This is a genomic window from Planococcus donghaensis MPA1U2, assembly GCF_000189395.1.
Taxonomy (GTDB): domain Bacteria; phylum Bacillota; class Bacilli; order Bacillales_A; family Planococcaceae; genus Planococcus; species Planococcus donghaensis_B.
In genome coordinates this window covers 1-22,106 of record NZ_AEPB01000035.1, presented here as the reverse complement: position 1 = coordinate 22,106, position 22,106 = coordinate 1, and the positions used below count along the sequence as shown (strand labels likewise).

Here is a 22,106-nt window from a genome sequence, read left to right as displayed (position 1 = left end):
CTTAAACAAGCGCATGAAAGCGCTTGTATGTTCATCATAGTTGACTGTCAAAAGAATGTAAATGTTCTGACAAATATTTCTTTTTACTTCCAAAGAAATTTATCGCCTAGCTAATTTCACTAGCTAAAAAAACTGTTACTTACAAGTTACTACTGGTTTTTTGTTTTTCTTCATATAGCTTTAATTTTGTATATATTGTTTCCAAAATCGGAACAGGAACGGCCATTTTTTTAGCTTGAGTAAGTAAATAACCTTGTAAATGTTCAAATTCAGTAGGCTGCTGTTTTTCCATATCTCGCTGCATAGATGACTTCATCTCTGGGGCCATGCTATTTATTCGTTTTAACTGAATTTCAGCAATTCCTTGTTGAATGGGCGCATCTATTTTTTCCATTACTGCGACTAGCTCTTCTAGAAATGCTTTTATGGTACGCTGACCTGATTCGAGGTCTCTGATTGGTCCTATAGGCGCCTCCATCATAGAAGTAATGCCTGACATAGCCGTTATAAACAAATATTTATGCCACATGTCTTGGTTGATGTTATCACTCTTAACAAATTCTGCTTTTGTTCCACTAAAGCATCGTTCTAACTTTTCAATACGCTCCGTTTTTTCACCCGTACGTTCTCCGTAAACCAATTGATTGATTGGACTTGTTTGAACGATTGCACCATCTTCTGAAAGAGTCGTTTCTACAAAGCACAATCCACCAAGTACTCGCTCTTCTCCGAATGCCTCAATCAAAAGTTCAAGGTGAGCGATTCCATTTAACAACGGCAAAATCATCGTTTGTGGTCCGACGAAAGGTTGAATATCCTTTATCGCATGTTCCAGATGATACGATTTGGTTGAAACCAATATGACATCAAATGGATGACCGTTATCGTCTTTTGTCAGTAACTTTGGGGTTACGTGAAGATCACCATTTTTGCTCCTAATTTCCAACCCGGTTTGCTGGAGCTTTTCTTTTCTTTGTTCTCTTACTAAAAAAGTGACGTCTTCTCCTTTTTCGAGTAACCGCCCTCCGAAATATCCACCAATTGCACCAGCACCCACTACTAAAATTTTCATCAGTTCACTCCTCTATACGATATCCTGTCGCCAAATTCACTTAATCGTTTCATACGAACATTCTTTTTTATGATGTGATTATTTTAATTGTGAAAATGCGTCATGGCCGCAGTACTAATTTCCCAATCGTTTTTCTTCCCTGCAATGAATAATGTGCTTTTGCAGCGTCCGCTAATGGATACACGCCACCAATCGTTAAGACCAATTCCCCACTCTTCATGTAAGCGAGCAATTCATTAAAGCTGTGGTGGATCAATTCCGGATCTCGCATAATTTGGGGCAGGAAAAAACCAATAACCGACTGATTTTTCCGCATTAACTGTCCCGGATTAAAAGAAGACTGTTCTCCACTAGCCGCGCCAAAGACAATAATTCGACCAAATGGAGCCAAGCATTTTAATGTTTTATTGAATACTTCACCACCGACCATTTCTAGTGCCAAATCTACTCCTCTACCACCGGTAATATTTTTTACTTTGTCGACCCATCCTTCTTCTGTGTAGTTAACTAAATGAGTTGCCCCCATTTTCTGTGCATGAAACAGTTTCTCTTCGGTACTCGCCGTCGCAATAATTGTTTCCGCTCCAAAAATCCGAGCCAATTGTAAGGCAATTGCCCCAACCCCACCTGCAGCTGCATGAATTAAGACGGTCTCTCCTTTTTGAATGCGTCCCATCGTTTTTAATATGTGATAAGCACTCAACCCTTGTAATGGCAGTGCTACAGCTTGATCAAAGTCGACTCCTTCCGGAATTTTGTTTAAAACACTTTCATCAACTGCAGCAAATTCTGCATATCCTGCAGAACCGATTAATGCAACCACACGATCTCCTGCTTTGAAATTCTCTACATCTTTTCCGCTTGCGACAATTACTCCTGCCACTTCTGAGCCTGGAATATAAGGCAGTTCAGTTTGCACAACATATTTCCCTTCACGCCTAGCTGTATCTGCATAATTAATGCCAATCGCTTTTACTTCCACAATTACTTCTGTATCAGCAAAATCTGGTTTTTCAACCTCTACGAGTTGCAAGACTTCTGGTCCACCAAACTCTTCAAATTTTATAGCCTTCATTAATACTCCCCCTAAGAAATATACTGATTTGCCTCTAATACGTTTTTGGCAATTTGCCGTTTCACTTGATCTAGCCCACTTTTTTGCAATCGACTCAATTCATTTGTTATAACTGCCGTGTGACGTGTCAATTGATTTTCTGAAGAAGCAGCCTGCAGTATTTTACGTGCACTCATTTCTACTTCAAGCAAAACATCGCCCGTCATTGCTTGTGCCATTAAAATTTTTTGTGTATGTTGCTCTTGTGTTTCAGATCCAACCGCTTTTGCTGTTCTCATGACAGCGGATTCCAATGAATATAATGCGATACCGATATTTGCCAATGCCATTAAAATTTCTTGTTCTTCCATTAGTTCTGCACTATAGGTTTCATAACAAATTCCGATGCAAAAAAGAAAGACTCGCCGAATTGCATGAATCGCTTCTATTTCATTAGCAAGGACGTCATCGGTTAAGGGCTTTGGCGCTGCCAATTCTTCTACCACAGATGCCATTAGTTTTTGTAATGGCACTTTCCCTTTAGCTGTCTGTTTCAGTAAATTCCCGACGATGAGTAATCTATTCACTTCGTTAGTGCCTTCGAAGATTCGATTGATCCGCGAATCTCGATATAGTTGTTCAATTTTGTATTCTTTTATAAATCCATAGCCACCGTGCAATTGAAGTGCTTCGTCCACTATAAAATCTAATGTTTCTGAACCATGTACTTTGCAAACTGCGCATTCCACTGCATACTCCATTAACTGCTTCGCAATTTCAGGATGATCTTGCGAATCATAAAGATCGCCTAATGCGCTTTCAAGATAGCCAGCAGTACGGTATTGCAACGATTCGGAAGCATAAATTTGAAGGGCCATATTAGCTAATTTTTCTTGTGTCGCTGAAAATTCGGCAATTGCTTTTCCGAATTGACGACGCTCACTCGTATATTTTAATGTAAGCTCTAAACCATATTTTGCAGCACCCATACAGGCAGACCCTAAATTATAGCGACCTAAATTTAAAACGTTTAATGCAATGATATGCCCTTTGCCAATCTCCCCAAGTAGGTTTTCTACAGGTACTTCACAGTCTTCAAAAATCACGGCACGCGTTGAGGAACCTTTAATGCCCATTTTCTGTTCTTCTGGACCAAGCGATAAACCTGGATGGTCTTTTTCAACGATAAATGCTGTAAAAGCCGTTCCATTTACTTTTGCATAAACGATGAATGTATCTGCAAATTCCGCGTTGGTAATAAACATTTTTGTTCCATTTATTATGTAGTGAGTCTTTTCCTCATTGAGTTTCGCTGTTGTTTTTGCAGACAAAGCATCTGAACCTGCACCTGGTTCTGTCAGGCAATACGCTCCGATAAATTCCCCTGAAGCAAGTTTTGGCAAATACGTTTCTTTTTGTTGCGGGGTGCCAAAATAAGTAATTGGTAAAGTTGCGATGCACGTATGATTGGAATGTGCCACTCCATAGCTCCCGGCTGAGCCAAGTGATTCACCCACTAATCCTTTACTAATTTTATCGAGACCAAGTCCGCCATAATTTTCAGGAACACTATGACCGAGTAATCCTAGTTCTCCCGCTTTTTCAAACAAAGTTTGAACCACTCCGAAATTTTGTTTTTCAATCTCTTCATTATTTGGCCGTACTTCTTTTTCTAAAAAGCGTTTTGCTGTTTTTGCAATCAATCGGTGTTCTTCCGTAAAATCTTCTGGAGTGAAAAAGTTACCAGATGCTTGGTATAAAAAAGCTGCACCAGTATAGGCAGAAGTTTTAGTTTCCACTATGGCTTTCCTCCACAACTAAATATTTTTCCAATTTTTTACGTTTATTATCTGGCAACTTTTCACTTTTTTGTGTCTCAAAATTAAAATGCACCGCACTTGCTTCACCTTTTGCTATCAATTCGCCACTCTCTGCATCTTTAATTTCGTGCACAAGTTGGAAACTTGAATTTCCAATATGACTCACTTCTGTCAGAACGATTAATTGTTGATTGTAATGTCCTTGTTTTACAAAGTCGCATTTAATGGATGCCAAAATGATATTCCAATTATTAATATCACCACCAAACCCTAATTCCGCAAAAAAATCAGTGCGTGCTTCTTCTAAGTAAATAAAGTAACTAATATTGCTTATGTGACCCAACGCATCTGTTTCACAAAACCTTGCTTTCACCGGGACTTCAAACGCCATCTTTCTTCCTCCTCTCTGCATCAAGCAATGCCATGAAGAATTAAATCACTATATATTTGAGCTAATTGATCCGCCGAAACCTTACCTGACGGGTTAAACCATTGATAACTCCAATTTGTAACCCCTAAAATAGCAAAAGCGACCAGTTCGGGTTCAAGTCCATCACGAAACTCCTGTTGAGCAACTCCTTCACTTATAATCTCCTCTAAGTTTTTCCTGAAGCTCTCACGTTTCTTTTTTACCTTTACCGCATTGTCTTTGTCTAAGTGACGCATTTCCCGAAAAAACACTTTGCCGCTTGGCCCATGATTTGCAATATCTGCAATTAGTAATGCGATCAGTTGTTCAAGTTTCATACGACTGCTGGGATATTCTTGACGAATAGCTCTTTGTCTCTCTAGTAATTTGTCGATATAACCAATATGAATATCCATTAACAACTGTTCTTTACTTCCGAAATAATAGTAAAAAGTCCCTTTTGTCACCCCTAATTCTCCGACAATATCTTGAATGGAGGTTTCGGTAAAACCTTTTTTCTCAAACAAAAGAATGCTCGTTTGTTTAATTTTGTTTTTCATCATTGTTCGCCGCCATTCGTTTTCCTATAGACTAAAGAACATGCATACCACCATCTACGATAACAACATCCCCCGTTATGTAATCCGATGCCTTTGATGCTAAAAACAAAGCAGTTCCTTTTAAATCTTCTTCTGTTCCAAATCGATTTAAAGGTGTTTTAGCGAGTAAACCTTCTTGGCCTTTTTCCATCACGGCTTTGGACATTTTAGTTGGAAAGAAACCGGGCGCTATCGCATTGACATTAATATTATGCTGTCCCCATTTTGCAGCTAAATCTTTCGTGAACGTGATAACTGCACCTTTGCTGGTATTGTAGCCGATAGTGTCCATCAACGTTGGGTCAATCCCACCCAATCCAGCAACCGATGCAATATTAATGATTTTTCCACTGTTTTGTTCAATCATGGTTTTTCCAACTTCGCGGCTCATTAGGAATGTACCTGTCACATTTACATCCATTACTTTTTTCCACGCATCTAGTGGCATATTAATAACAGGGGCTCCCCAAGTTGCACCAGAATTATTTACTAAAATATCAATTGACCCAAACTTTTCGAGCGTTTTTTGAATCACATTTTCTACATCCCGTTCATTCGTCACGTCACAAGCTACCGCTAATGTTTTTACACCCATTTGCTCGAGTTTGTTTGTCGTTTCTTGACAGGCTTCCAGCTTTCGAGAACAAACGACAATATTGGCACCTGCTTCAGCAAAAGCTTCTGCCATCATTGCGCCAAGACCTCTGCCTCCCCCTGTAATAATCGCGGTCTTTCCTTCTAACTTAAATAAATTCATGACGGTCATCTTTTGTCCTCCTTATAGGCAACTCACTTTATACTGACTAGTCGGTATGTTCAGAATACTTAAACTTCATGTTAGCCCTTTCAATTTTTTATTGCAAGAAGCAGATGACAAAAAAAACAAGCGGATTTATTACCTGAGTAATAAATCCGCTTGCTTCTTACTTATCATCATCTTTGTTTTTTTGTTGATCGTCCTCTTTGGCTGCATTATCCGCTTTTTTAAAATCTTCACTGTAGTGTACTTCTTGTGCTGAGGTTAAATCCAAATCTTTATCTGTCAACTTTTCATGCGGTTCTTTTTCGTTACTCATTTTCACCAATCCCTTTCAGATTTAATCTCTATACTTCTTTACTGCCTTTTTTCCCGCTCAGTTCATCGTTAAACATGTCGTTTTTTAAAAGGGTTGAAATTTGATAGAGATCTACATTTCCACCGGACAAAACCACCGCAATTTTTTCATTTGGCTTTCCAACTTTACCGACCATTACAGCTGCTAGAGCCGTCGCACCTGAGGGTTCTACCAATTGCTTAGTGCGTTCTAGGAGAAATTGAAATGCTTTTTTTATTTCTTCTTCTGTAACTAAGACCAATTCGTCTAAATGCTCTTGTAGGATAGGAAATGTTACATCTCCCGGCTGTGTGGTACGTAGTCCATCTGCCAAGGTTGACGTTCCAGAAATCGCCGTGATCCTTCTGTTTTGAAGCGAAAGATACGTATCATTGGCACTTTCCGGCTCTACCCCCACGACGTGAACTTCTGGTTTCGAATTTTTGACCGCGCATAAAATCCCACTCATCAACCCACCTCCCCCGACTGGTACAACAATTACATCGACATTAGGCAACTGCTCTAAAATTTCTAATGCGATTGTTCCTTGTCCCGCAATTACCGCCGGATCGTCATAAGGGGGAATATACACACCGTTTCTTTCTTTGGCGCGTTGCTTAGCTCTTGGTATCCGTTCATCAGAGGTCAGTCCGCAATACTCGATTTCTGCTCCATAATCTTTAATGGCTTCTATTTTAGCGCGACTCGCATCCTCTGGCACTACAATTACTGCGGATACGCCTAACTGACCAGCAATGTAAGCAACCGCCTGCCCATGATTTCCAGATGAAGCAGCTGTGACAAAGCTTGCACCTGCTGCAACTGCTTGCATCACAGCGTTTGTTGCTCCTCTTATTTTAAATGAACCCGTTTTTTGGAGATGCTCGGCTTTTAAAAACACTTCCCTTTCACAATGCTTATTTAATTGCGAAGAAGTAATAATTGGGGTTACGTGAATGCGATTTTGTATTTTTTCATGTGCTTTTTTTACGTCGTTTAAAAGTACCATTCTATCTACTCCTTTAACTTTTAATATGTTCATATCTTATCACGTCTAACTAGATTAAATTAATTATTCTAATAACTAAAGCGAGTATTAAAGCCCCTTTCTTTCCTGTAAACTAAATTGTATGAGTTGAATTGTATGAGTTGAAAGGGGTGGAGCAATTGTTAAAACGACTGGTAGTCACCGGTTATAAACAACATGAACTTGGCATATTCGACGAAAAAAACCCAGGCATTCGCTTTATAAAGAAAGCATTAGAGAACCGGTTTCGCGCTTTACTTGATGAAGGGTTAGAATGGGTTATTGTAAGCGGACAGCTCGGAGTCGAAACTTGGGCTGCTGAAGTAGTTCTTGATATGAAAGAAGAATTTCCTCAATTGAAATATGCTGTATTGACACCATTCCTCGAACAGGAAAAAAGGTGGAACGAAACCAAACAGGAAAATTACCAGATGATAATCGATCAAGCTGACTTTCACCGAAGCTTAACAAGCAAACCTTACGAAGCTCCTTGGCAGTTTATCGAGAAAAACAAATTTTTTTTACGCAACTCTGATGGCATCTTGATTCTTTACGATGAAGAAACAGATGGTTCACCTAAGTTCATCAAAAAAGAAGCTGAACGTTACGCTGAAAAATGTGACTATCAAGTATTGACCATAACCGGGGATGATTTACGGGTTGTGACAGAAGAAGAACAAATGAATGATTGGGACCATTAATAACGCATATCCCCCTATCCTTAGTTGACTACGCAGCTTCTTTTAGGTAACCTTAACAACTATGTTAAAAAACTATTACCAGGGGGAACTATGAAAAAAGCTTCGAAAGTCTTTTACATTACATTTGCGCTAATCATCTTAACTGTCGCGTTTGGGGTCATTGCACCTGAAACATTCGAATCTGCTACCGGCAGTATTCGCAACTATATTAATACAGCATTCGGTTGGTATTATTTAATGATTATGGGAATTTTGATGATTTTTGTAGGTATCATCATTGTCAGTCCTTACGGGAAAATCCGACTTGGGAAAGACTCAGATCGCCCAGAATTTTCAACATTTAGCTGGATTTCTATGCTATTTTCTGCAGGAATGGGAATTGGTCTTGTTTTCTATGGTGCTTCCGAGCCGTTATCTCATTTTGCTGTTCAACCACCTACAGCAGAACCCGGCACCGATGCAGCGTTTAAAGAATCATTGCAGCGGACCTATTTTCATTGGGGCATACACATCTGGACGATGTACGGAATGGTCGCTTTATCTTTAGCATTTTTCCAATTTAGAAAAGGAGAACCTGCCTTAATTTCTTCAACATTAAAGCCGATTTTCGGAGACAAAATGAATGGACCATTAGGGACGCTCGTTGATGTGCTCGCTGTTTTTGCTACAGTATTTGGTGTGGCAACTTCACTTGGCTTTGGCGCTGCTCAAATTAATGGAGGAATCGCTTATCTGTTCGGTGCACCACAAGAATACTGGGTGCAAATGATCATCATCGGCGTCGTTACTATTTTGTTCATCATCTCTGCATGGTCTGGACTAAACAAAGGCATTAAATATTTATCTAATGTTAATATGATTGTCGCTGTCGTTTTACTGGTATTGGTTTTAATACTCGGACCAACTCTTTTAATTTTGAATATGTTCACTGAAACTTTTGGAGAGTATATCCAAAACTTAATCAGCATGAGTTTTAAATCTGCCCCACTAGATGCGGGAAATCGCAGTTGGTTAGACGGCTGGACAATTTTCTATTGGGCATGGTGGATTTCATGGGCTCCTTTTGTCAGCATGTTTATCGCCCGCATTTCAAAAGGTCGTACGATTCGCGAATTTCTTACTGGCGTAGTAATTGCGCCAACAGTATTCGGCTCAATCTGGTTTGCGACTTTTGGAACAACTGCTATCAATATTCAAAAAAGTGGCATCGACTTGACCGCTTTTCCAACCGAACAGACCTTATTTGCAATGTTCAATGAACTGCCTTTTGGATTTGTCATGTCGATTATCGCAATTTTGCTCGTTAGCACATTCTTTATCACATCAGCTGATTCAGCCACTTTCGTGTTAGGCATGCAATCAACTCGCGGCTCATTATTGCCTAGCAACCAAATCAAGATTTTATGGGGAATTGCGCAATCAATGATTGCTGCTATCTTATTATCGGTAGGTGGTTTGACAGCTGTCCAAAATACAATCATTATTGCGGCATTGCCATTTTCATTCGTCATCATTCTTATGCTTTTTGCTTTAGTTAAAGCATTGAACTTAGAGTTAAAAATGATGAAAAAATAAAAAAACCGGCCTCAGAAAAAATTCTGAGGCCGGTTTTTCTTATGGCCAAATTCAGAAGAGTTGGGGTATAGAACAACTAATGAGTATACTCGGAGGTGTTTTGTATATGCATACAGAAACTATTCGAGAGCCATTAGACGCCTTATTTGAAAATGAGCTGTGCTTTTTAAGTTTCTAAAGTTCTCCGGTGATGAGAAATTTGATACGCATGGTGACGAAAATTTAATATCCGGTCCTCTGAGCATTCAATTCCCGCTGTCATAATTGTTGGATCAAAGACAATATTTTCTGCTTCTTCTGTAGCTTCTGTAATCGTTAAAGTTCCTAAAGTTAGTTTTTCTCGTTCTTTTGGCCACTCTTTTGTCGGGTCATCAGTGGGATCTTCTGGCTGCCCCACTATAATATCCAATCGGAATTTTACAGGTCCTGTTGCGATACGTTCTTCGATTTCCTGTTCAAAAGAACCTGTAGATAAGGAAACTGTATCCAGTGGAGACAAGCTGTCTACTCCTTCTTCGGGTCCCCAAAGATATTTAATCGGCTGCCGCTGATTCTTCTCATTAATAAAATAAAAAACATGAATTGCATAATATTGACCTGTAGCAAAACTAGAAGGAGCCTGCATTTTCCGGATATTAGTAAGCATCGCTCCACTTTCAGGATAGTCCGCTAATAAACTCCCCAGTTCTTTTAAGCTAGGTTTTCCTTTTTTAAACGATTTTACTACACCGAGCATCTCACTAAAGATCTCAGGGGTTTTGGCAAAGAAGATTGGTGAGGTGACACCAACGATATTTGTCACTTCCCCATTTGCTAAAAGGAATTGAACCGCCATTCCTTTAACTGGAGACATTGCATCGGTCCATTTGGGATCTGGAGAAAAATGCGAAAAACGCACCAATGCTTCACTTTCTCCACTTTGAAAGTGAGGTGCTTTAGTTAAATGTTTGGCTGAACCTGTAGCGGTAAAATGAGCACGATAACTCGTCCCTCTCGCATGAGCTCGACGGTAACCCGCTGGTACATCAAACACCTTTTCAATTTGATCAATCGTTGTTTTTGCCAACTTTTCCATTTCATCACCTCTTATGGTCTTTCATACCCCTTTTCTACCTATTAAACGTCTCTACAAGTAAAGTTTAACCTAAAAAAAGACGACCCTTAGAGGTCGCCTTTTACTTATTATTGTCTGAATTCACCGTCGTTAATGTTGTATAGGTAACTCCAGTTGTCTGCTTTGTACAATTGATGGAAAGTAAGTCGGTCTCCTGTACCTAAAACTACTTCTTCATCAACAATCGCTACTACCATTGCAGTCCCTGTGTTATCCAAGTTCAAGTAAACATCTCCAATAGAAGGACGAATTGCACTCTTTTCACGTAATGCTTCTTCTAATTGAGCATCTTGTTCCAACTGATCAGCTGAAACTTTTGATTTATCAAGATAGATAATATCATTGCTGCCTGTTGCTTCTCCAGGAGACATAACAAGAAACTCTTTTGCTTTCACAGTGTTTTGACGCGTCGTAATGACATTGTTTCCTTCAACAGACTCTACTTTTTCGAACTCATTCAATGAATAATGATCCATGTAATCCGGGTCCGGTTTTGTAATTAAGATATACCCGCCTTCTTCAGCTGGTTGATTCTCAAGTAACGTATACCGAGATCCGAAGAACAAGAAAGAGTCCATGTGTTTCGGTTTATAAAGTGTAATTTCTTCCGCCTTGCAGTCTACTTGCTCCATATCTTTTACCCGGAACATCAATACCGACTTTTTAGCCAGTGGTTTTACAGAGTACACCTTGTGTAACTCATTTTGATAATAAACAAATTGTCCTTTTCTTACTTGAAGTAATTTCATCATTAACCCTCCGATACTATCATTGCCATGGCTTTATTCTAGAGGAAAAATCGATAGAAGTCCATGCAGGCACTCGAATTGTTTGGTATGCTACTTATCATCAAACTATTTACGAGGGAGGTGCGCTAAATGAATAACGAAAATCGAGATGAATACATCATCAAAAAATACCAGCAAGATGAACAAATTATGGTCCAGCTTTTTGTTCAATGGTGTATAAATTACGATTTAGATCCAGCTGAACTTTATCAGCGTGCATACCCAGGTCAACTTCTAAGCCCCGTTTTGACTGATGCAATCGAGCAGTCCGACACAGAGGAATTAGCTATTGACCATCATACCTTATTAGACGTTTTGCAGCTTTTTGGCAATGATGATTTGGCTTTTGTTGTCTCAGAAGAAATTGAAAAGCTTTAAAAAAGGAAAGATCTAGTGCAAACACACTCGATCTTTTATTTTGTTCGTTTTCTTAACTCTTTTGCCTTTTGTTCAATATGACTAGTCCGTAAGTTCTCATATCGATTAGATGCGATATTGCTGTAAATTTCATCAAATTTAGAAGTTTCTTTCACAGATTCTGTTTCCGGTTCAACTACTTCTGGTTCTTCTGAACGTTCAACTTGTTCTGCTTCGTTTTTGTTCTCTGTCATTATCAAGCACTCCTTCTCTAGCTTTGTTCAACCTATTTAGCAAAAGAAGCCGGCATTACTACTGCCGTCACTTCACCTGTTGCACAAAGTGTATCTCCCGCGTACACCTCTGTTGTTACTTTAAATTTCTTCGGATGGATTTCTTCAATTTTCCCCACTGCCTTAAGTTCAATACCTTGAGGTGTCGGCTTTAAATAATCAACATGCAAAGAAGCCGTAACAAAACGCGGTGGTGCTTCCCCACTACCTGGTTCAAAACCATTTTTCCGGTGAAGTGCTAAAGAAGCTGATCCGGTTCCATGACAATCTACTAACGAAGCAAGTATGCCACCATACACAAATCCTGGAATAGCTGTGTGTTCTTCTTGTGGCTTATACATCGTCACTGTTTCTTCCCCATTCCAAACTGTCCGAAATTGATGCCCTTCCTTATTAAGTCGACCACAACCATAACACCACGCGAAGTCTTCCGCATACTCATCTTGTATAGCGACGACCGAATGTTCTCCCATGACTGATTCCCCTTTTGTGAAATTCAATAATCTAAACGCAAATTCGTGTAAATAATAGCTTATACAAACAGATTACACTAAATAATCTGATAGTTCAAAAGCCAAAGAAAAAGGCATGATCCTTTTCATCAGATCATGCCTTTTTCTTTTACCATCTCTCGAAAATCCTGAGAGATTTTTTGCACGCGGAAAATCTTATTAAATTCTTTCTACAAACTGAAAATCTCTGACGAATACGAAACTCTCGTCATTGCAGTTTAGTTACGCTGACTGTCATTTGCCAATAAGGCAGTTAGGTTCACATTTACTTCTCAGTGAATTTGTTAGTTCTGCAGTCAGGCTTTCAATTGCACTTCCACAAAAAACTTACATCTTACTGTTTGAAACACTTTCCGGATAGAAACCTGATAAACGATGGTTCCTGACAAGAGTGAATATCGTCAGTAAAGCAAATTTCCCGCCAAGGCTGTGCAGTTTCTCGTTAAAAGGCGATTCTGAATCGAATCCAGTCGTGTCTTTCAACGGTAATTCCGCCTTGTATTTGTATAGTACCCACCTTGATACTAGATTGAAACCTATTTTTTAAATCTTTTTTATATTCTTAACTATTTTTTTTACATTTCTGTACTTGCCGATTATACTAATAATTAGTTCGTTATCCGTAATACATAGAGGAGAGATTTATTTGGTTAAAAGTTTGCCCGCCCGCTCAGCTGTTCCTGTTGAAGAAACATGGGATTTATCTAGTCTAATTAGTAGTTCTCCTGACTTCAACCAACAATTAGAAGACTTAGCACAACAAGCAGAAGCTATAAATAAAAAGTTTCAAGGTACAATTGTAGATCCAGAATCAATCACTTTGGTCTTAACAGCGTATATGAGATTTATGGAAAAAATGGTTTTGTTGAGCACTCATGCAAATTTAACCGCAAGTACAGATCAAACCAATGATGAAGCTCAATTACAAGCGAGCAAATTTGGCGCTACTGCTGCTAAAATCGGAAGTCAACTGTCTTTTATCACGAGTGAACTTCTTGCTCTACCAACCGAAACACTCGAGCAAGCGATGGAACAATCAACGGAATTCAGTGTATTCTTAAAAAAATTATTGCGTAAGAAACCTTACCAATTGCATCCAGAAGCTGAAAAAAGCTTAGCCGCTTATTCTTCTACTTTTAGCGCACCTTATGGACTTTACAATACAACAAAAATGGGTGATATCGATTTCGAAGACTTTGAAGTAAACGGTCAGAAGTACCCTTTAAGCTATGGCTCTTTTGAAGGCGACTGGGAAGCTGAAACAAATACTGAACTCAGACGTGCTGCATTTGATGCTTTTTCTAAAAAACTAAAAGAGTATCAACAAACAACTGCTAAAACTTATGACATGCAATTACAGAACGAAAAAACTACTGCCGATTTGCGTGGGTATGACAGTATTTTTGACTACCTGTTGTTTAATCAAGAAGTAGATCGTACTCTCTACGATCGCCAAATTGATTTGATCACAACTGAACTCGCTCCACACATGCGCAAATACGCGAAATTACTGCAAAAGGTTCATGGTCTTGAGCAAATGACATTTGCTGATTTAAAAATTTCGTTAGATCCAAGCTATGAACCTGAGATTACGGTAGCTGAATCCAAACAGTATATTGATGATGCGCTTTCTATTATGGGACCTGATTACCTGGAAATGATCGATCGTTCTTATTCTGAAAGATGGATTGACTTTGCACAAAACAAAGGAAAATCAACAGGTGCTTTTTGTTCTAGCCCTTATGGCGATCATCCCTATATTTTAATTTCTTGGACAGGTCGTATGAATGAGGTCTTTGTATTAGCTCACGAACTTGGCCATGCTGGCCATTTCTATCATGCGCATCAAGAACAAAACATTTTTAATGGCAGACCATCTCTTTACTTTATCGAAGCACCTTCGACAATGAATGAAATGCTCGTTGCCAATCATTTATTGAAAAACTCGGAGGATCCGAAGTTTAAACGCTGGGTCATTTCATCAATTGTTGCTAGAACTTATTATCATAACTTTGTTACTCATTTGCTTGAAGCCGCTTATCAACGTAAAGTATACGAGCGCATTGATGCAGGACAAAGTGTAAATGCTGGAATATTAAACTCGATCAAACGTAAAGTATTAGAAGATTTCTGGGGAAACACTGTCGAAATAAATGAAGGTGCAGAGTTAACGTGGATGCGCCAACCGCATTATTACATGGGCTTGTATCCATATACGTACAGTGCTGGTTTAACTATCTCCACACAAGTATCTAAACGTATTTTAAAAGAAGGACAACCTGCTGTAAACGAATGGCTAGAAGTTCTAAAAGCTGGAGGCACTAAAGATCCGGTAGAACTCGCACAAATGGCCGGCGTTGACATCACGACCGAACAACCGCTTCGCGACACGATCGCTTACATTGGCGAACTAATCGATGAACTGGTTAAACTAACAGAAGAAATCGAAGCGGAATAGAAAAGCGCAAGCGGCTGTGTAGCTCTGCCGGGCATAAGACAGATTGGCGAAGCGGCGTTCTTTGCCGCACAGCTAAGATGGCTTATGACCCAAAGAGCTAGCCGCTGGAGCCTGGACAATAAGAAAAGCGCAAGCGGCTGTGTAGTCCCGACAGGCTTAAGGCAGAACACGCAGGAAATCCTGATTTCCGTAGTGGGCTGCCTTAAGACCCCGAGGGACTAGCCGCTGGAGCCTGGACAATAAGAAAAGCGCAAGCGGCTGTGTAGCTCTGCCGGGCATAAGACAGATTGGCGAAGCGGCGTTCTTTGCCGCACAGCCAAGACGGCTTATGACCCAAAGAGCTAGCCGCTGGAGCCTGGACAATAGAAAAACCGGACGCAATTCCTACACGCGTCCGGTTTTTTCACGTTGTTTTTTCCGCAACAATAACTGTTCTATCAAAATGGCAATAATGGTTCCAGTAATTAATCCGTTTGACAATGTCGCCGACACAACCGAAGGCAAGTTGGCCATGCTTTCTGGAGAAACAAACATAATACCAACTCCGCTCATCAGCCCGAAAGCCGCCACTTTATAAGAGTGTAGCCTGTCTTTTTCATTTTCCAATTCAACAAAAGCCATCTCGACCATTTTGGTGAATACTGCAAAGATAACAGCATACGCTACAGGAGCCGGTAGAGACGCAAGAATTGCCATGAGTGTTGGAAAAAAACTAATCAGCACTACAAGGATGCCTCCAAAAATAAAGGGTCTAAGCATAGGTGTTCTAGTGGCGCTGACAAATCCAGCCGCTCCTGAAATTGGCACAGGCCCGATAGAAGAAAACAATCCTGCCACAATATGATTAATACCAGAAGCTGCTGATGCTTGTTTAACTCGATCAGGTGCATCAATCGAAAAAGAATTTTTCAATACACTTTCCATAACACGAATCGATGCCATCATATTGGCAAGTAGTAAAATTGTTAAAAACAAGGCCGTTACGAACATGCCACTATCCCAAATTAACGGTCCAAAAACGAGCATCTCTGGTAGAGATATTAACGAACCTGTACCCTCTGCAGTTTCTGGTAATTTGCCAAAAACCCAGAAAATGAACCACCCTGTAGCAATTGCAAACAACACCGAATAACGACTAATCCAAGGCAGTTCATGGTTCATGAAAAAGAACGTTAATACGATTACAATTATACTCCCTAGCAGGACCAGTCCATCTACGGGATCACCTTTTGTTACGATGCCTAGTAAACCTGCGATAATCGACTCACTGATTTGAAGGACCAATAACAAAAGGTAAACAAACGTGATGGTCGGTGTAAATAAAACCTTTAGTTTATCGACGAGTCCTGAATAAGCAAATACGATAAACAAAACGCCACTGTACAATAAACCGCTTTGCAAGGCTTGAAGAGATTCTTCCATAGTTCCATACATAATACCAACTAACCCAGCATAAACAATAAATATCCCCCACCATAAACCGGCTGGTCCTTCGTTAATTGGCATACGGTGTCCGATAAAGGCTTGCACTAAGCAAGCAATTCCTAAAACAAACATCGTGCGCTGTAAGAAGAGGGCAGTTTCTGTCGTATCCATGCCAAAAATACTGGCAATTGCGATGGGTGCTGCGATGGAAGAAGCAATTAAGAAAACCGCCCATTGTACTCCGCCGAAGATATTCTTCATAAACAGTGCCTCCATCTCTTCATTTTCCTCATTGTTTCCAGTATACACCTAGTGAAAGAACCAAAAAAGAAACCTGACGGCTGTCAGGTCTCTTTTTTCTTACGTAATTTCTTTTCGTTTGCGGAGTCTACAGCTTTTTGTGGCTCTAAGATTTCTTCTTCTGTCTTATCTCCATCAAAGCCGTCTTTATAGACAACTGGGTAACCTTGTTCTTCTAAACTTTTCACTTGCTTACGCGAAGCTCTAACTAATAACCGTACAATCAGTACGGACAATATGAATATAATTACCACAGAAATAATCCCAGGGATGTATTCCGATTTGTCATCAGGAAAATATAGAAAATCCATTGTGTTAATTCCCACCTTTAAACCTCAAGTTTCATCTTATTATACATGATTCAAGCTATTGTTTAATTGAGGAACGTGAACATTTCATGGCAGATGGTTTTCAATAGTCAATCACTTTACGAATAGAAAAAGCCGATTTTTGTAGAAACCGGCTTTTTCAAACTATAGATGATTTTCAGAAACAACGGTAAATCGTCTGTTTTGATGCTCTCCACTTTCGATTTCATCAACAAGTGCAATGGCATAATCAGCATAACTAATGTAACTCTTGCCTTTACTATTAACGATAAATCCATCGTTGCCTTTTTGATAACGACCTGTACGGTGACCTTTCGGATCAAAAAATGCCGCTGGTGTTAAATATGTCCAATGAATCCCTTCTGCTTTTTCTAAATTAGCCAAATTTTGCGCTTGGCTACTAGCTATCGATTTAAATGCTTCAGGAAACTCTGGAGTTTCCGCTAGCCGCGTCGTTCTTGCTTCGTCTACAAACAAACTGCCAGCAGCCCCAACTACAATCAATCGAGTGTTTGGTGTTTCTTTAAGTGCATTGATTAAAATTTTACCGGCTTCAATATGCTGCTCTGCTTTTTCAGGTGGGACACCAAATGCATTAACTACTACATCGAATGGAGATAGATCTTCCGCAGTTAAACTAAAAACATCCTTTTCTATAATCGGGACGTTTAGATGTTCGGCTTTTTGTGAATCTCTAACAATTGCAGTTACTTCATGACGTCTTCTTAATGCTTCTTTTAAAATCAAGTTCCCCGCTTTGCCTGTGGCCCCGATAATCCCTATTTTCATCTTATTCTCCTCCAGTCTTTTTTCTCTAGACAGACAATAAAACAATCAGCTTTCTCTTAAGTAATTAGACAGTAGCGATTTCTTGAAGTTTCTTAGCATTTACTTAAAGAATAGAATGAACCTATTTGGTATACAAACTATCTGCTTATATCTGCACATCAAATGTGATAAGTTTTGCCGATTACTGCAAACTCAACTTCACCAGTATAAGTCGATTTTGCAGAGGTTAAAATTTCATTTAACTCTCCATATTGCGGAAGGTGAGTTAGCAGCAATTGCTTGGCACCAGCCTGTTCTGCAAGTTTCCCTGCTTGGCTACCACTCATGTGTCCCCCAATAATACCAATATACTTTTCGTATAGATTTGACTCTGCGACTAAAAGGTCCGCATCCCGAGAAAAATCGATCAATTCATCTTTCCAAGCGGTATCTGCAGTAAATACAGCGGTTCTCCCGTTCGCAGTAAACCTCATAGCTAGACAATAGACAGGATGAATCGTTTCGCAAAATGTAACTTTCCACGGTCCGAGTTCGAGTGTTTCCGAAGCTTGTATCGCACGACCTTCTGTAACCCCTTTATAAGAAAGCTTGTTAAACTCTTCTAAATCTTTGTCATGCGCATAGATGTATAGTGGCGTATTCCACTCTTTCAATTGCATACCAACCATGGCTGCGTGTTGCAACACACCGATATCCGCTACGTGATCTGGATGATAATGACTGATGATTACCGCGTCTAACTCACGCAGTTCCGTATAATTTTGAACAGCTCCTAATACACCACTGCCACAATCTACTAAACACCGAAAACCATCTTGTTCGATTAAAAATGCGGAAGTCGCTTCATTTTTGTTGGGATAACCTCCCCAAATACCTATCGGAATAACCTTCAAAAAAACCACTCCTCACTTCACTTTTCTTTAGTATAACTGATTGGGGAGACGTTTTTTTGTTTAAGCTCCAATCCACCGTGGTATGCATAGTAATAAGAAATTAATTGGAGGGATTACATTGACTTTGAAAATGACAGTCGAAAACGCACTTCAAGCCAAATCGGAAATTGAGAAATTAGAAACACAAGGCTATACCCACGATGATATCTACATTTTTGCGCATGATAAAAAACGTGGCAAAGATATTACAAAAGCGTTGGACACAGAAGAAGTAGGCATGAAAGAACAAGGCTTTTTAGACAGTATGAAAAACATGACTGTTTCACGAGGCGACGAATTACGCGCTAAAATGGCAGCAGCTGGTTTATCGACACAAGAAGCAGCAGAGTACGAAGAAGAGCTTGATAAAGGCAAATTAGTTATTATCGCAAACAAAGATTTAAACTAGTTATCGATTCAAGCATCGTCAGTCTTAACTGGCGATGTTTTTTGTGTACTTTTTTCTATTTCCTTGTTATTTTAATTTGTTTATTACATACACTTTACTCTTAAAATCACAAAAACACTTTCATTATTATTGGGCTTTCAATTGTAGAGCTTTCCTACTTTTGTTATATTTAAATAGGAATTTTTCAATTTTTAAAAAACTTATCCATGCACTAACATCATCTAGGAGGAACATCATGAAAAGTTTAAGAATGGGTAGTGCCTTTGTTGGCATCATCGTCGGAGCCGGATTTGCTTCTGGCCAAGAAATTCTCCAATACTTTACAAGCTTCGGCTATATGGGAACCGTTGCAGCAATTCTTGCAACCGCTTTATTTGCCTATCTAGGAATGAGTTTAACTCGACTTGGAAGTCGGATGAAAACAACATCACATAAAGAAGCTATTTTTGGAATCAGTGGGAAAATAATTGGTTCTATCGTGGATTATATTATTATTTTAACTTTATTCGGAGTAGGCGTTGTGATGATCGCGGGCGCAGGTTCAATTTTCTCACAGCAATTCAATTTACCCGCTCCACTTGGCAGTACAGTCATGGCGATTTTAGTTGCTTTAACGATTATGTTAAATGTAAAAAAAGTGATTGCCATTATCGGTAGCATCACGCCATTTTTAATCATCGCCGTTATTGGACTAGCTGCTTATAGTTTACTAACGATGGACACCACATTCGCCTCATTAGACCCAATTGCTAACGATCAAGATTCTGCTTTGCCAAACTGGTTCTTATCTGCCATCAACTATGTATCGTTTAACATTGCTGTTGGAGCATCAATGGCGATCGTTATGGGAGGAACTGAAAAAGACGAAAAAGTTGCCGCACGCGGTGGTCTCATTGGCGGACTCATTCTAGGTGGACTAATCATATTAAGTCACTTAGCAATTTTCTCACAAGTGGATGGTGTCGGTAGTTCAGCAATGCCATTGCTTCTAATCGCCGATAACCTATCGCCGATTCTCGGCATCTTTATGTCCTTTATTCTTTTCGGTATGATTTACAACACCGCAGTTAGCATGCTCTTTTCATTCTCAACACGCTTTGTAGTGATGGGCACAACAAAATCCCGAATTTTCATTACTGCCGTTGTGCTTGTCGCCTATATTCTGAGCTTTTTAGGTTTCAAAAACCTGGTTAGTTTGTTTTATCCAACCATTGGTTATCTCGGTCTGTTTCTCGTCGGAGCTTTAATCGTTGCCGACATCCGAAAGCCACATAAAAAGAACCTTTCCTAACTAAATATCTTCCCAAGTCGTCAAAGCCTGATCTACTGCTTTGACGGCTTTTTTATGGTACGGTAAAAAGAAAAGCGGAGGCAGCCATGTAGATTCGACGGGCATAAGACGCATCGGCGAAACGGCATGTTTTCAGCCGTACAGTCGGTGTGACTTATGACCCCGAGAATCTGGCTGCCGGAGCTAGACAATAAGAAAAGCGAAGGCGCCCGTTTAGCTCCGACAGGCTTAAGGCGGACTAGCAGAACAAGGAAGGAGTCTAGTGTATGAATCAATTTATCAAAACACCTCAACAACAATTACTCATCGATCAAATCCGTTCTTTACAGCCGGTTTTCCAATCTCGTGAACCGGAACTGGATAAGCGTGGCTCTTTCCCTTTTGACAACATCAACGATTTGAAAAAAATGAATTATCATACCTTGACCCTTCCCATAGAAAACGGTGGACAAGGCTTCGGTCTATACGAATACGTCTTAGCCCAAGAAGCGATAGCGGAAGGTTCTGGAGCAACCGCTCTGTCAATTGGATGGCATGTTGGCATTGTGTTGGAGTACGCTGAAAATCACCATTGGCTGAAAGAACCTGTAGATTGGCTAATGACGGAAATCGCTAATGGCGCATTTATTAATACCGCTGCAACAGAAGCAAACGCTGGTAGTCCTGCTAGAGGCGCATTGCCTCGCACCACTGCTGTTAGTGATGGGGATTTCTATATTGTTACTGGGCAAAAAACCTACACTTCCATGGCACCTGCACTCGATTATATTTTTGTCACGGCCACTACGGAAAGTGATGAAGTTATCACAGTTGTGATTCCCCGGCAGTTGGATGGGGTATCCATAGATGAAACGTGGGACATGTTAGCGATGAGAGGCACTGCAAGCCATACATTGATCCTCGATCACGTCCGCATTCCTAAAACACATATACTAAAACGTTCAGGAACTTCAGCATCCACTAAAGGTTGGCTACTTCATATTCCTGCCTGTTATATCGGCATTGCTGCCGCTGCAAGAGCTTATGCAGTGGAGTTTGCAGCAAACTATACGCCAGCATCACTTGGAAAACCCATTGCACAGACACCGGCCATCCAACAAACGATCGGTGAAATGGAACTCCAGTTGGCTACCGCACGGCATCTGTTATATGGCACTGTAGAACGTTACAATTTAACAGACAACAAAGCCGGAATGGATGAAGCGTTAAATATAACAAAAATAGCCGTGACCCATGCCGCTATGGAAATCGTAGACAAAGCGATGAAAATTGTCGGATCTCGTGCACTTTCTGAAGGCAATCCGATGCACCGCCATTACCTTAATGTTCGGGCTGGCCTTTACAATCCACCTATGGAAGATATGGTTAAAAGCCAAATGGCCGTAAAAGCCATCCAGCAGTTTACTCAACAATTGGAAACAGAGGTGAAATAAGTGACGAACACAATCATTTGGATTGATGATACCGAAATACACACTTCTAATTTTAAAGAAGAAACGAATAAACAGACCAATGCTCACCAGCACAACCGAAAAATCGCCTTCAACTTTAACGTTGCAAGCGAAGAGTATCATCACATTGCTACACTTTTGTATAAAATGAATTTCCGAATCCGTATACCTTCTCTAAATGCAGAATTTAACGCCTCCATTACGGATTACTCCACATCGATTACTGATTTGTACAAACCCAATCAAGTAGCTGACTATCATTTGGAGTTGACTGAAGTAAACTAGTTCTAAATAAAAAAATCCAGAT

The 22,106-nt window shown here is 39.9% G+C and carries 24 protein-coding genes; 8 read left to right on the top strand and 16 right to left on the bottom strand.

The genetic code is table 11. The features are described from left to right. Window positions 1–139: 139 nt before the first annotated feature. The 8 genes from GPDM_RS10605 to GPDM_RS10575 form a co-directional block, all read right to left on the bottom strand. Window positions 140–1,072 carry a ketopantoate reductase family protein gene (locus tag GPDM_RS10605; RefSeq protein WP_008431254.1) on the bottom strand — a complete coding sequence of 311 codons (933 nt, stop codon included), beginning with the start codon at window positions 1,070–1,072 and terminating at the stop codon, window positions 140–142. Window positions 1,073–1,172: 100 nt separating this feature from the next. After that, entirely contained in the window at window positions 1,173–2,147 is a 975-nt protein-coding gene (locus GPDM_RS10600) for a quinone oxidoreductase family protein (RefSeq protein ID WP_008431252.1), read from the bottom strand. Window positions 2,148–2,158: 11 nt separating this feature from the next. Continuing rightward, complete coding sequence (locus tag GPDM_RS10595) at window positions 2,159–3,925, bottom strand: acyl-CoA dehydrogenase family protein (protein WP_008431251.1); 1,767 nt, start codon at window positions 3,923–3,925, stop codon at window positions 2,159–2,161. After that, a complete protein-coding gene (locus tag GPDM_RS10590; RefSeq protein WP_008431250.1) occupies window positions 3,915–4,337 on the bottom strand; it encodes an acyl-CoA thioesterase in 423 nt (140 codons plus the stop codon). The genes GPDM_RS10595 and GPDM_RS10590 overlap by 11 nt, the downstream gene beginning before the upstream one ends. A gap of 20 nt (window positions 4,338–4,357) precedes the next feature. After that, complete coding sequence (locus tag GPDM_RS10585; protein WP_008431249.1) at window positions 4,358–4,915, bottom strand: TetR/AcrR family transcriptional regulator; 558 nt, start codon at window positions 4,913–4,915, stop codon at window positions 4,358–4,360. 31 nt (window positions 4,916–4,946) lie between these two features. Further along, window positions 4,947–5,720, bottom strand: coding sequence for an SDR family oxidoreductase (locus GPDM_RS10580; RefSeq protein ID WP_008431248.1), 774 nt, complete (start codon window positions 5,718–5,720; stop codon window positions 4,947–4,949). 157 nt (window positions 5,721–5,877) lie between these two features. Further along, window positions 5,878–6,030 (bottom strand): YfhE family protein, encoded by a 153-nt coding sequence (locus GPDM_RS16490; protein WP_008431247.1) that lies wholly within the window; start codon window positions 6,028–6,030, stop codon window positions 5,878–5,880. Window positions 6,031–6,058: 28 nt separating this feature from the next. Further along, a complete protein-coding gene (locus tag GPDM_RS10575) occupies window positions 6,059–7,057 on the bottom strand; it encodes a threonine ammonia-lyase (protein ID WP_008431246.1) in 999 nt (332 codons plus the stop codon). Window positions 7,058–7,215: 158 nt separating this feature from the next. Between GPDM_RS10575 and GPDM_RS10570 the strand changes: the two genes are divergently transcribed. Further along, window positions 7,216–7,776 (top strand): SLOG family protein, encoded by a 561-nt coding sequence (locus tag GPDM_RS10570; RefSeq protein ID WP_008431245.1) that lies wholly within the window; start codon window positions 7,216–7,218, stop codon window positions 7,774–7,776. Window positions 7,777–7,866: 90 nt separating this feature from the next. After that, window positions 7,867–9,351 carry a glycine betaine uptake BCCT transporter gene (locus tag GPDM_RS10565; protein ID WP_008431244.1) on the top strand — a complete coding sequence of 495 codons (1,485 nt, stop codon included), beginning with the start codon at window positions 7,867–7,869 and terminating at the stop codon, window positions 9,349–9,351. A gap of 166 nt (window positions 9,352–9,517) precedes the next feature. Here the strand turns inward: GPDM_RS10565 and GPDM_RS10560 are convergent, their stop codons facing one another. Together GPDM_RS10560 and GPDM_RS10555 are read right to left on the bottom strand one after the other, a co-directional pair. After that, on the bottom strand, window positions 9,518–10,426 hold the full coding sequence (locus tag GPDM_RS10560; protein WP_008431243.1) for a catalase family peroxidase: 909 nt from the start codon (window positions 10,424–10,426) through the stop codon (window positions 9,518–9,520). Between the two features lie 107 nt (window positions 10,427–10,533). Next, complete coding sequence (locus GPDM_RS10555; protein ID WP_008431242.1) at window positions 10,534–11,214, bottom strand: hypothetical protein; 681 nt, start codon at window positions 11,212–11,214, stop codon at window positions 10,534–10,536. Window positions 11,215–11,343: 129 nt separating this feature from the next. Here GPDM_RS10555 and GPDM_RS10550 point away from each other — a divergent pair, with 129 nt between their 5' ends. Continuing rightward, window positions 11,344–11,631 carry a hypothetical protein gene (locus tag GPDM_RS10550; protein WP_008431241.1) on the top strand — a complete coding sequence of 96 codons (288 nt, stop codon included), beginning with the start codon at window positions 11,344–11,346 and terminating at the stop codon, window positions 11,629–11,631. Window positions 11,632–11,666: 35 nt separating this feature from the next. Here the strand turns inward: GPDM_RS10550 and GPDM_RS10545 are convergent, their stop codons facing one another. Together GPDM_RS10545 and GPDM_RS10540 are read right to left on the bottom strand one after the other, a co-directional pair. Continuing rightward, window positions 11,667–11,864, bottom strand: coding sequence for a hypothetical protein (locus tag GPDM_RS10545; protein WP_008431240.1), 198 nt, complete (start codon window positions 11,862–11,864; stop codon window positions 11,667–11,669). A 32-nt stretch (window positions 11,865–11,896) separates the two neighbouring features. Then, window positions 11,897–12,376, bottom strand: a complete 480-nt coding sequence (locus tag GPDM_RS10540; RefSeq protein ID WP_008431239.1) for a PaaI family thioesterase — start codon at window positions 12,374–12,376, stop codon at window positions 11,897–11,899. A gap of 685 nt (window positions 12,377–13,061) precedes the next feature. Here GPDM_RS10540 and pepF point away from each other — a divergent pair. Continuing rightward, complete coding sequence (gene pepF / locus GPDM_RS10535) at window positions 13,062–14,873, top strand: oligoendopeptidase F (RefSeq protein ID WP_008431238.1); 1,812 nt, start codon at window positions 13,062–13,064, stop codon at window positions 14,871–14,873. 384 nt (window positions 14,874–15,257) lie between these two features. Here the strand turns inward: pepF and GPDM_RS10530 are convergent, their stop codons facing one another. The 4 genes from GPDM_RS10530 to GPDM_RS10515 all read right to left on the bottom strand — a co-directional run bounded on the left by GPDM_RS10530 (window position 15,258) and on the right by GPDM_RS10515 (window position 18,609). Continuing rightward, the gene (locus GPDM_RS10530) at window positions 15,258–16,559 is read right to left on the bottom strand and encodes a purine/pyrimidine permease (RefSeq protein WP_008431236.1); all 1,302 of its coding nucleotides are present in this window, start codon (window positions 16,557–16,559) and stop codon (window positions 15,258–15,260) included. An 83-nt stretch (window positions 16,560–16,642) separates the two neighbouring features. Further along, window positions 16,643–16,909, bottom strand: coding sequence for a hypothetical protein (locus tag GPDM_RS10525; protein ID WP_008431235.1), 267 nt, complete (start codon window positions 16,907–16,909; stop codon window positions 16,643–16,645). A gap of 162 nt (window positions 16,910–17,071) precedes the next feature. Next, window positions 17,072–17,716: an NAD(P)-dependent oxidoreductase gene (locus GPDM_RS10520; RefSeq protein WP_008431233.1), complete on the bottom strand. Its 645-nt coding sequence runs from the start codon at window positions 17,714–17,716 to the stop codon at window positions 17,072–17,074. Between the two features lie 158 nt (window positions 17,717–17,874). Continuing rightward, the gene (locus GPDM_RS10515) at window positions 17,875–18,609 is read right to left on the bottom strand and encodes an MBL fold metallo-hydrolase (protein ID WP_008431231.1); all 735 of its coding nucleotides are present in this window, start codon (window positions 18,607–18,609) and stop codon (window positions 17,875–17,877) included. Window positions 18,610–18,727: 118 nt separating this feature from the next. Here GPDM_RS10515 and GPDM_RS10510 point away from each other — a divergent pair, with 118 nt between their 5' ends. The 4 genes from GPDM_RS10510 (at window position 18,728) to GPDM_RS10495 (ending at window position 22,084) form a co-directional block, all read left to right on the top strand. Then, the gene (locus GPDM_RS10510; protein ID WP_008431229.1) at window positions 18,728–19,057 is read left to right on the top strand and encodes a YflT domain-containing protein; all 330 of its coding nucleotides are present in this window, start codon (window positions 18,728–18,730) and stop codon (window positions 19,055–19,057) included. Window positions 19,058–19,292: 235 nt separating this feature from the next. Beyond that, complete coding sequence (locus GPDM_RS10505; RefSeq protein ID WP_008431227.1) at window positions 19,293–20,348, top strand: YkvI family membrane protein; 1,056 nt, start codon at window positions 19,293–19,295, stop codon at window positions 20,346–20,348. Between the two features lie 266 nt (window positions 20,349–20,614). Next, complete coding sequence (locus tag GPDM_RS10500; protein ID WP_008431226.1) at window positions 20,615–21,781, top strand: acyl-CoA dehydrogenase family protein; 1,167 nt, start codon at window positions 20,615–20,617, stop codon at window positions 21,779–21,781. Further along, a complete protein-coding gene (locus GPDM_RS10495; protein WP_008431224.1) occupies window positions 21,782–22,084 on the top strand; it encodes a DUF3219 family protein in 303 nt (100 codons plus the stop codon). Window positions 22,085–22,106: the final 22 nt, after the last annotated feature.

Coding starts and splice junctions, on each gene's coding strand:
- GPDM_RS10605 (WP_008431254.1), bottom strand. CDS start 1,072: ATGAAAATTTTAGTAGTGGGTGCTGGTGCAATTGGTGGATATTTCGGA.
- GPDM_RS10585 (WP_008431249.1), bottom strand. CDS start 4,915: ATGAAAAACAAAATTAAACAAACGAGCATTCTTTTGTTTGAGAAAAAA.
- GPDM_RS10575 (WP_008431246.1), bottom strand. CDS start 7,057: ATGGTACTTTTAAACGACGTAAAAAAAGCACATGAAAAAATACAAAAT.
- GPDM_RS10590 (WP_008431250.1), bottom strand. CDS start 4,337: ATGGCGTTTGAAGTCCCGGTGAAAGCAAGGTTTTGTGAAACAGATGCG.
- GPDM_RS10545 (WP_008431240.1), bottom strand. CDS start 11,864: ATGACAGAGAACAAAAACGAAGCAGAACAAGTTGAACGTTCAGAAGAA.
- GPDM_RS10565 (WP_008431244.1), top strand. CDS start 7,867: ATGAAAAAAGCTTCGAAAGTCTTTTACATTACATTTGCGCTAATCATC.
- GPDM_RS10580 (WP_008431248.1), bottom strand. CDS start 5,720: ATGACCGTCATGAATTTATTTAAGTTAGAAGGAAAGACCGCGATTATT.
- GPDM_RS10540 (WP_008431239.1), bottom strand. CDS start 12,376: ATGGGAGAACATTCGGTCGTCGCTATACAAGATGAGTATGCGGAAGAC.
- GPDM_RS10525 (WP_008431235.1), bottom strand. CDS start 16,909: ATGGATTTTCTATATTTTCCTGATGACAAATCGGAATACATCCCTGGG.
- GPDM_RS10555 (WP_008431242.1), bottom strand. CDS start 11,214: ATGAAATTACTTCAAGTAAGAAAAGGACAATTTGTTTATTATCAAAAT.
- GPDM_RS10505 (WP_008431227.1), top strand. CDS start 19,293: ATGAAAAGTTTAAGAATGGGTAGTGCCTTTGTTGGCATCATCGTCGGA.
- GPDM_RS10600 (WP_008431252.1), bottom strand. CDS start 2,147: ATGAAGGCTATAAAATTTGAAGAGTTTGGTGGACCAGAAGTCTTGCAA.
- GPDM_RS10500 (WP_008431226.1), top strand. CDS start 20,615: ATGAATCAATTTATCAAAACACCTCAACAACAATTACTCATCGATCAA.
- GPDM_RS10520 (WP_008431233.1), bottom strand. CDS start 17,716: ATGAAAATAGGGATTATCGGGGCCACAGGCAAAGCGGGGAACTTGATT.
- GPDM_RS16490 (WP_008431247.1), bottom strand. CDS start 6,030: ATGAGTAACGAAAAAGAACCGCATGAAAAGTTGACAGATAAAGATTTG.
- GPDM_RS10560 (WP_008431243.1), bottom strand. CDS start 10,426: ATGGAAAAGTTGGCAAAAACAACGATTGATCAAATTGAAAAGGTGTTT.
- GPDM_RS10550 (WP_008431241.1), top strand. CDS start 11,344: ATGAATAACGAAAATCGAGATGAATACATCATCAAAAAATACCAGCAA.
- GPDM_RS10530 (WP_008431236.1), bottom strand. CDS start 16,559: ATGAAGAATATCTTCGGCGGAGTACAATGGGCGGTTTTCTTAATTGCT.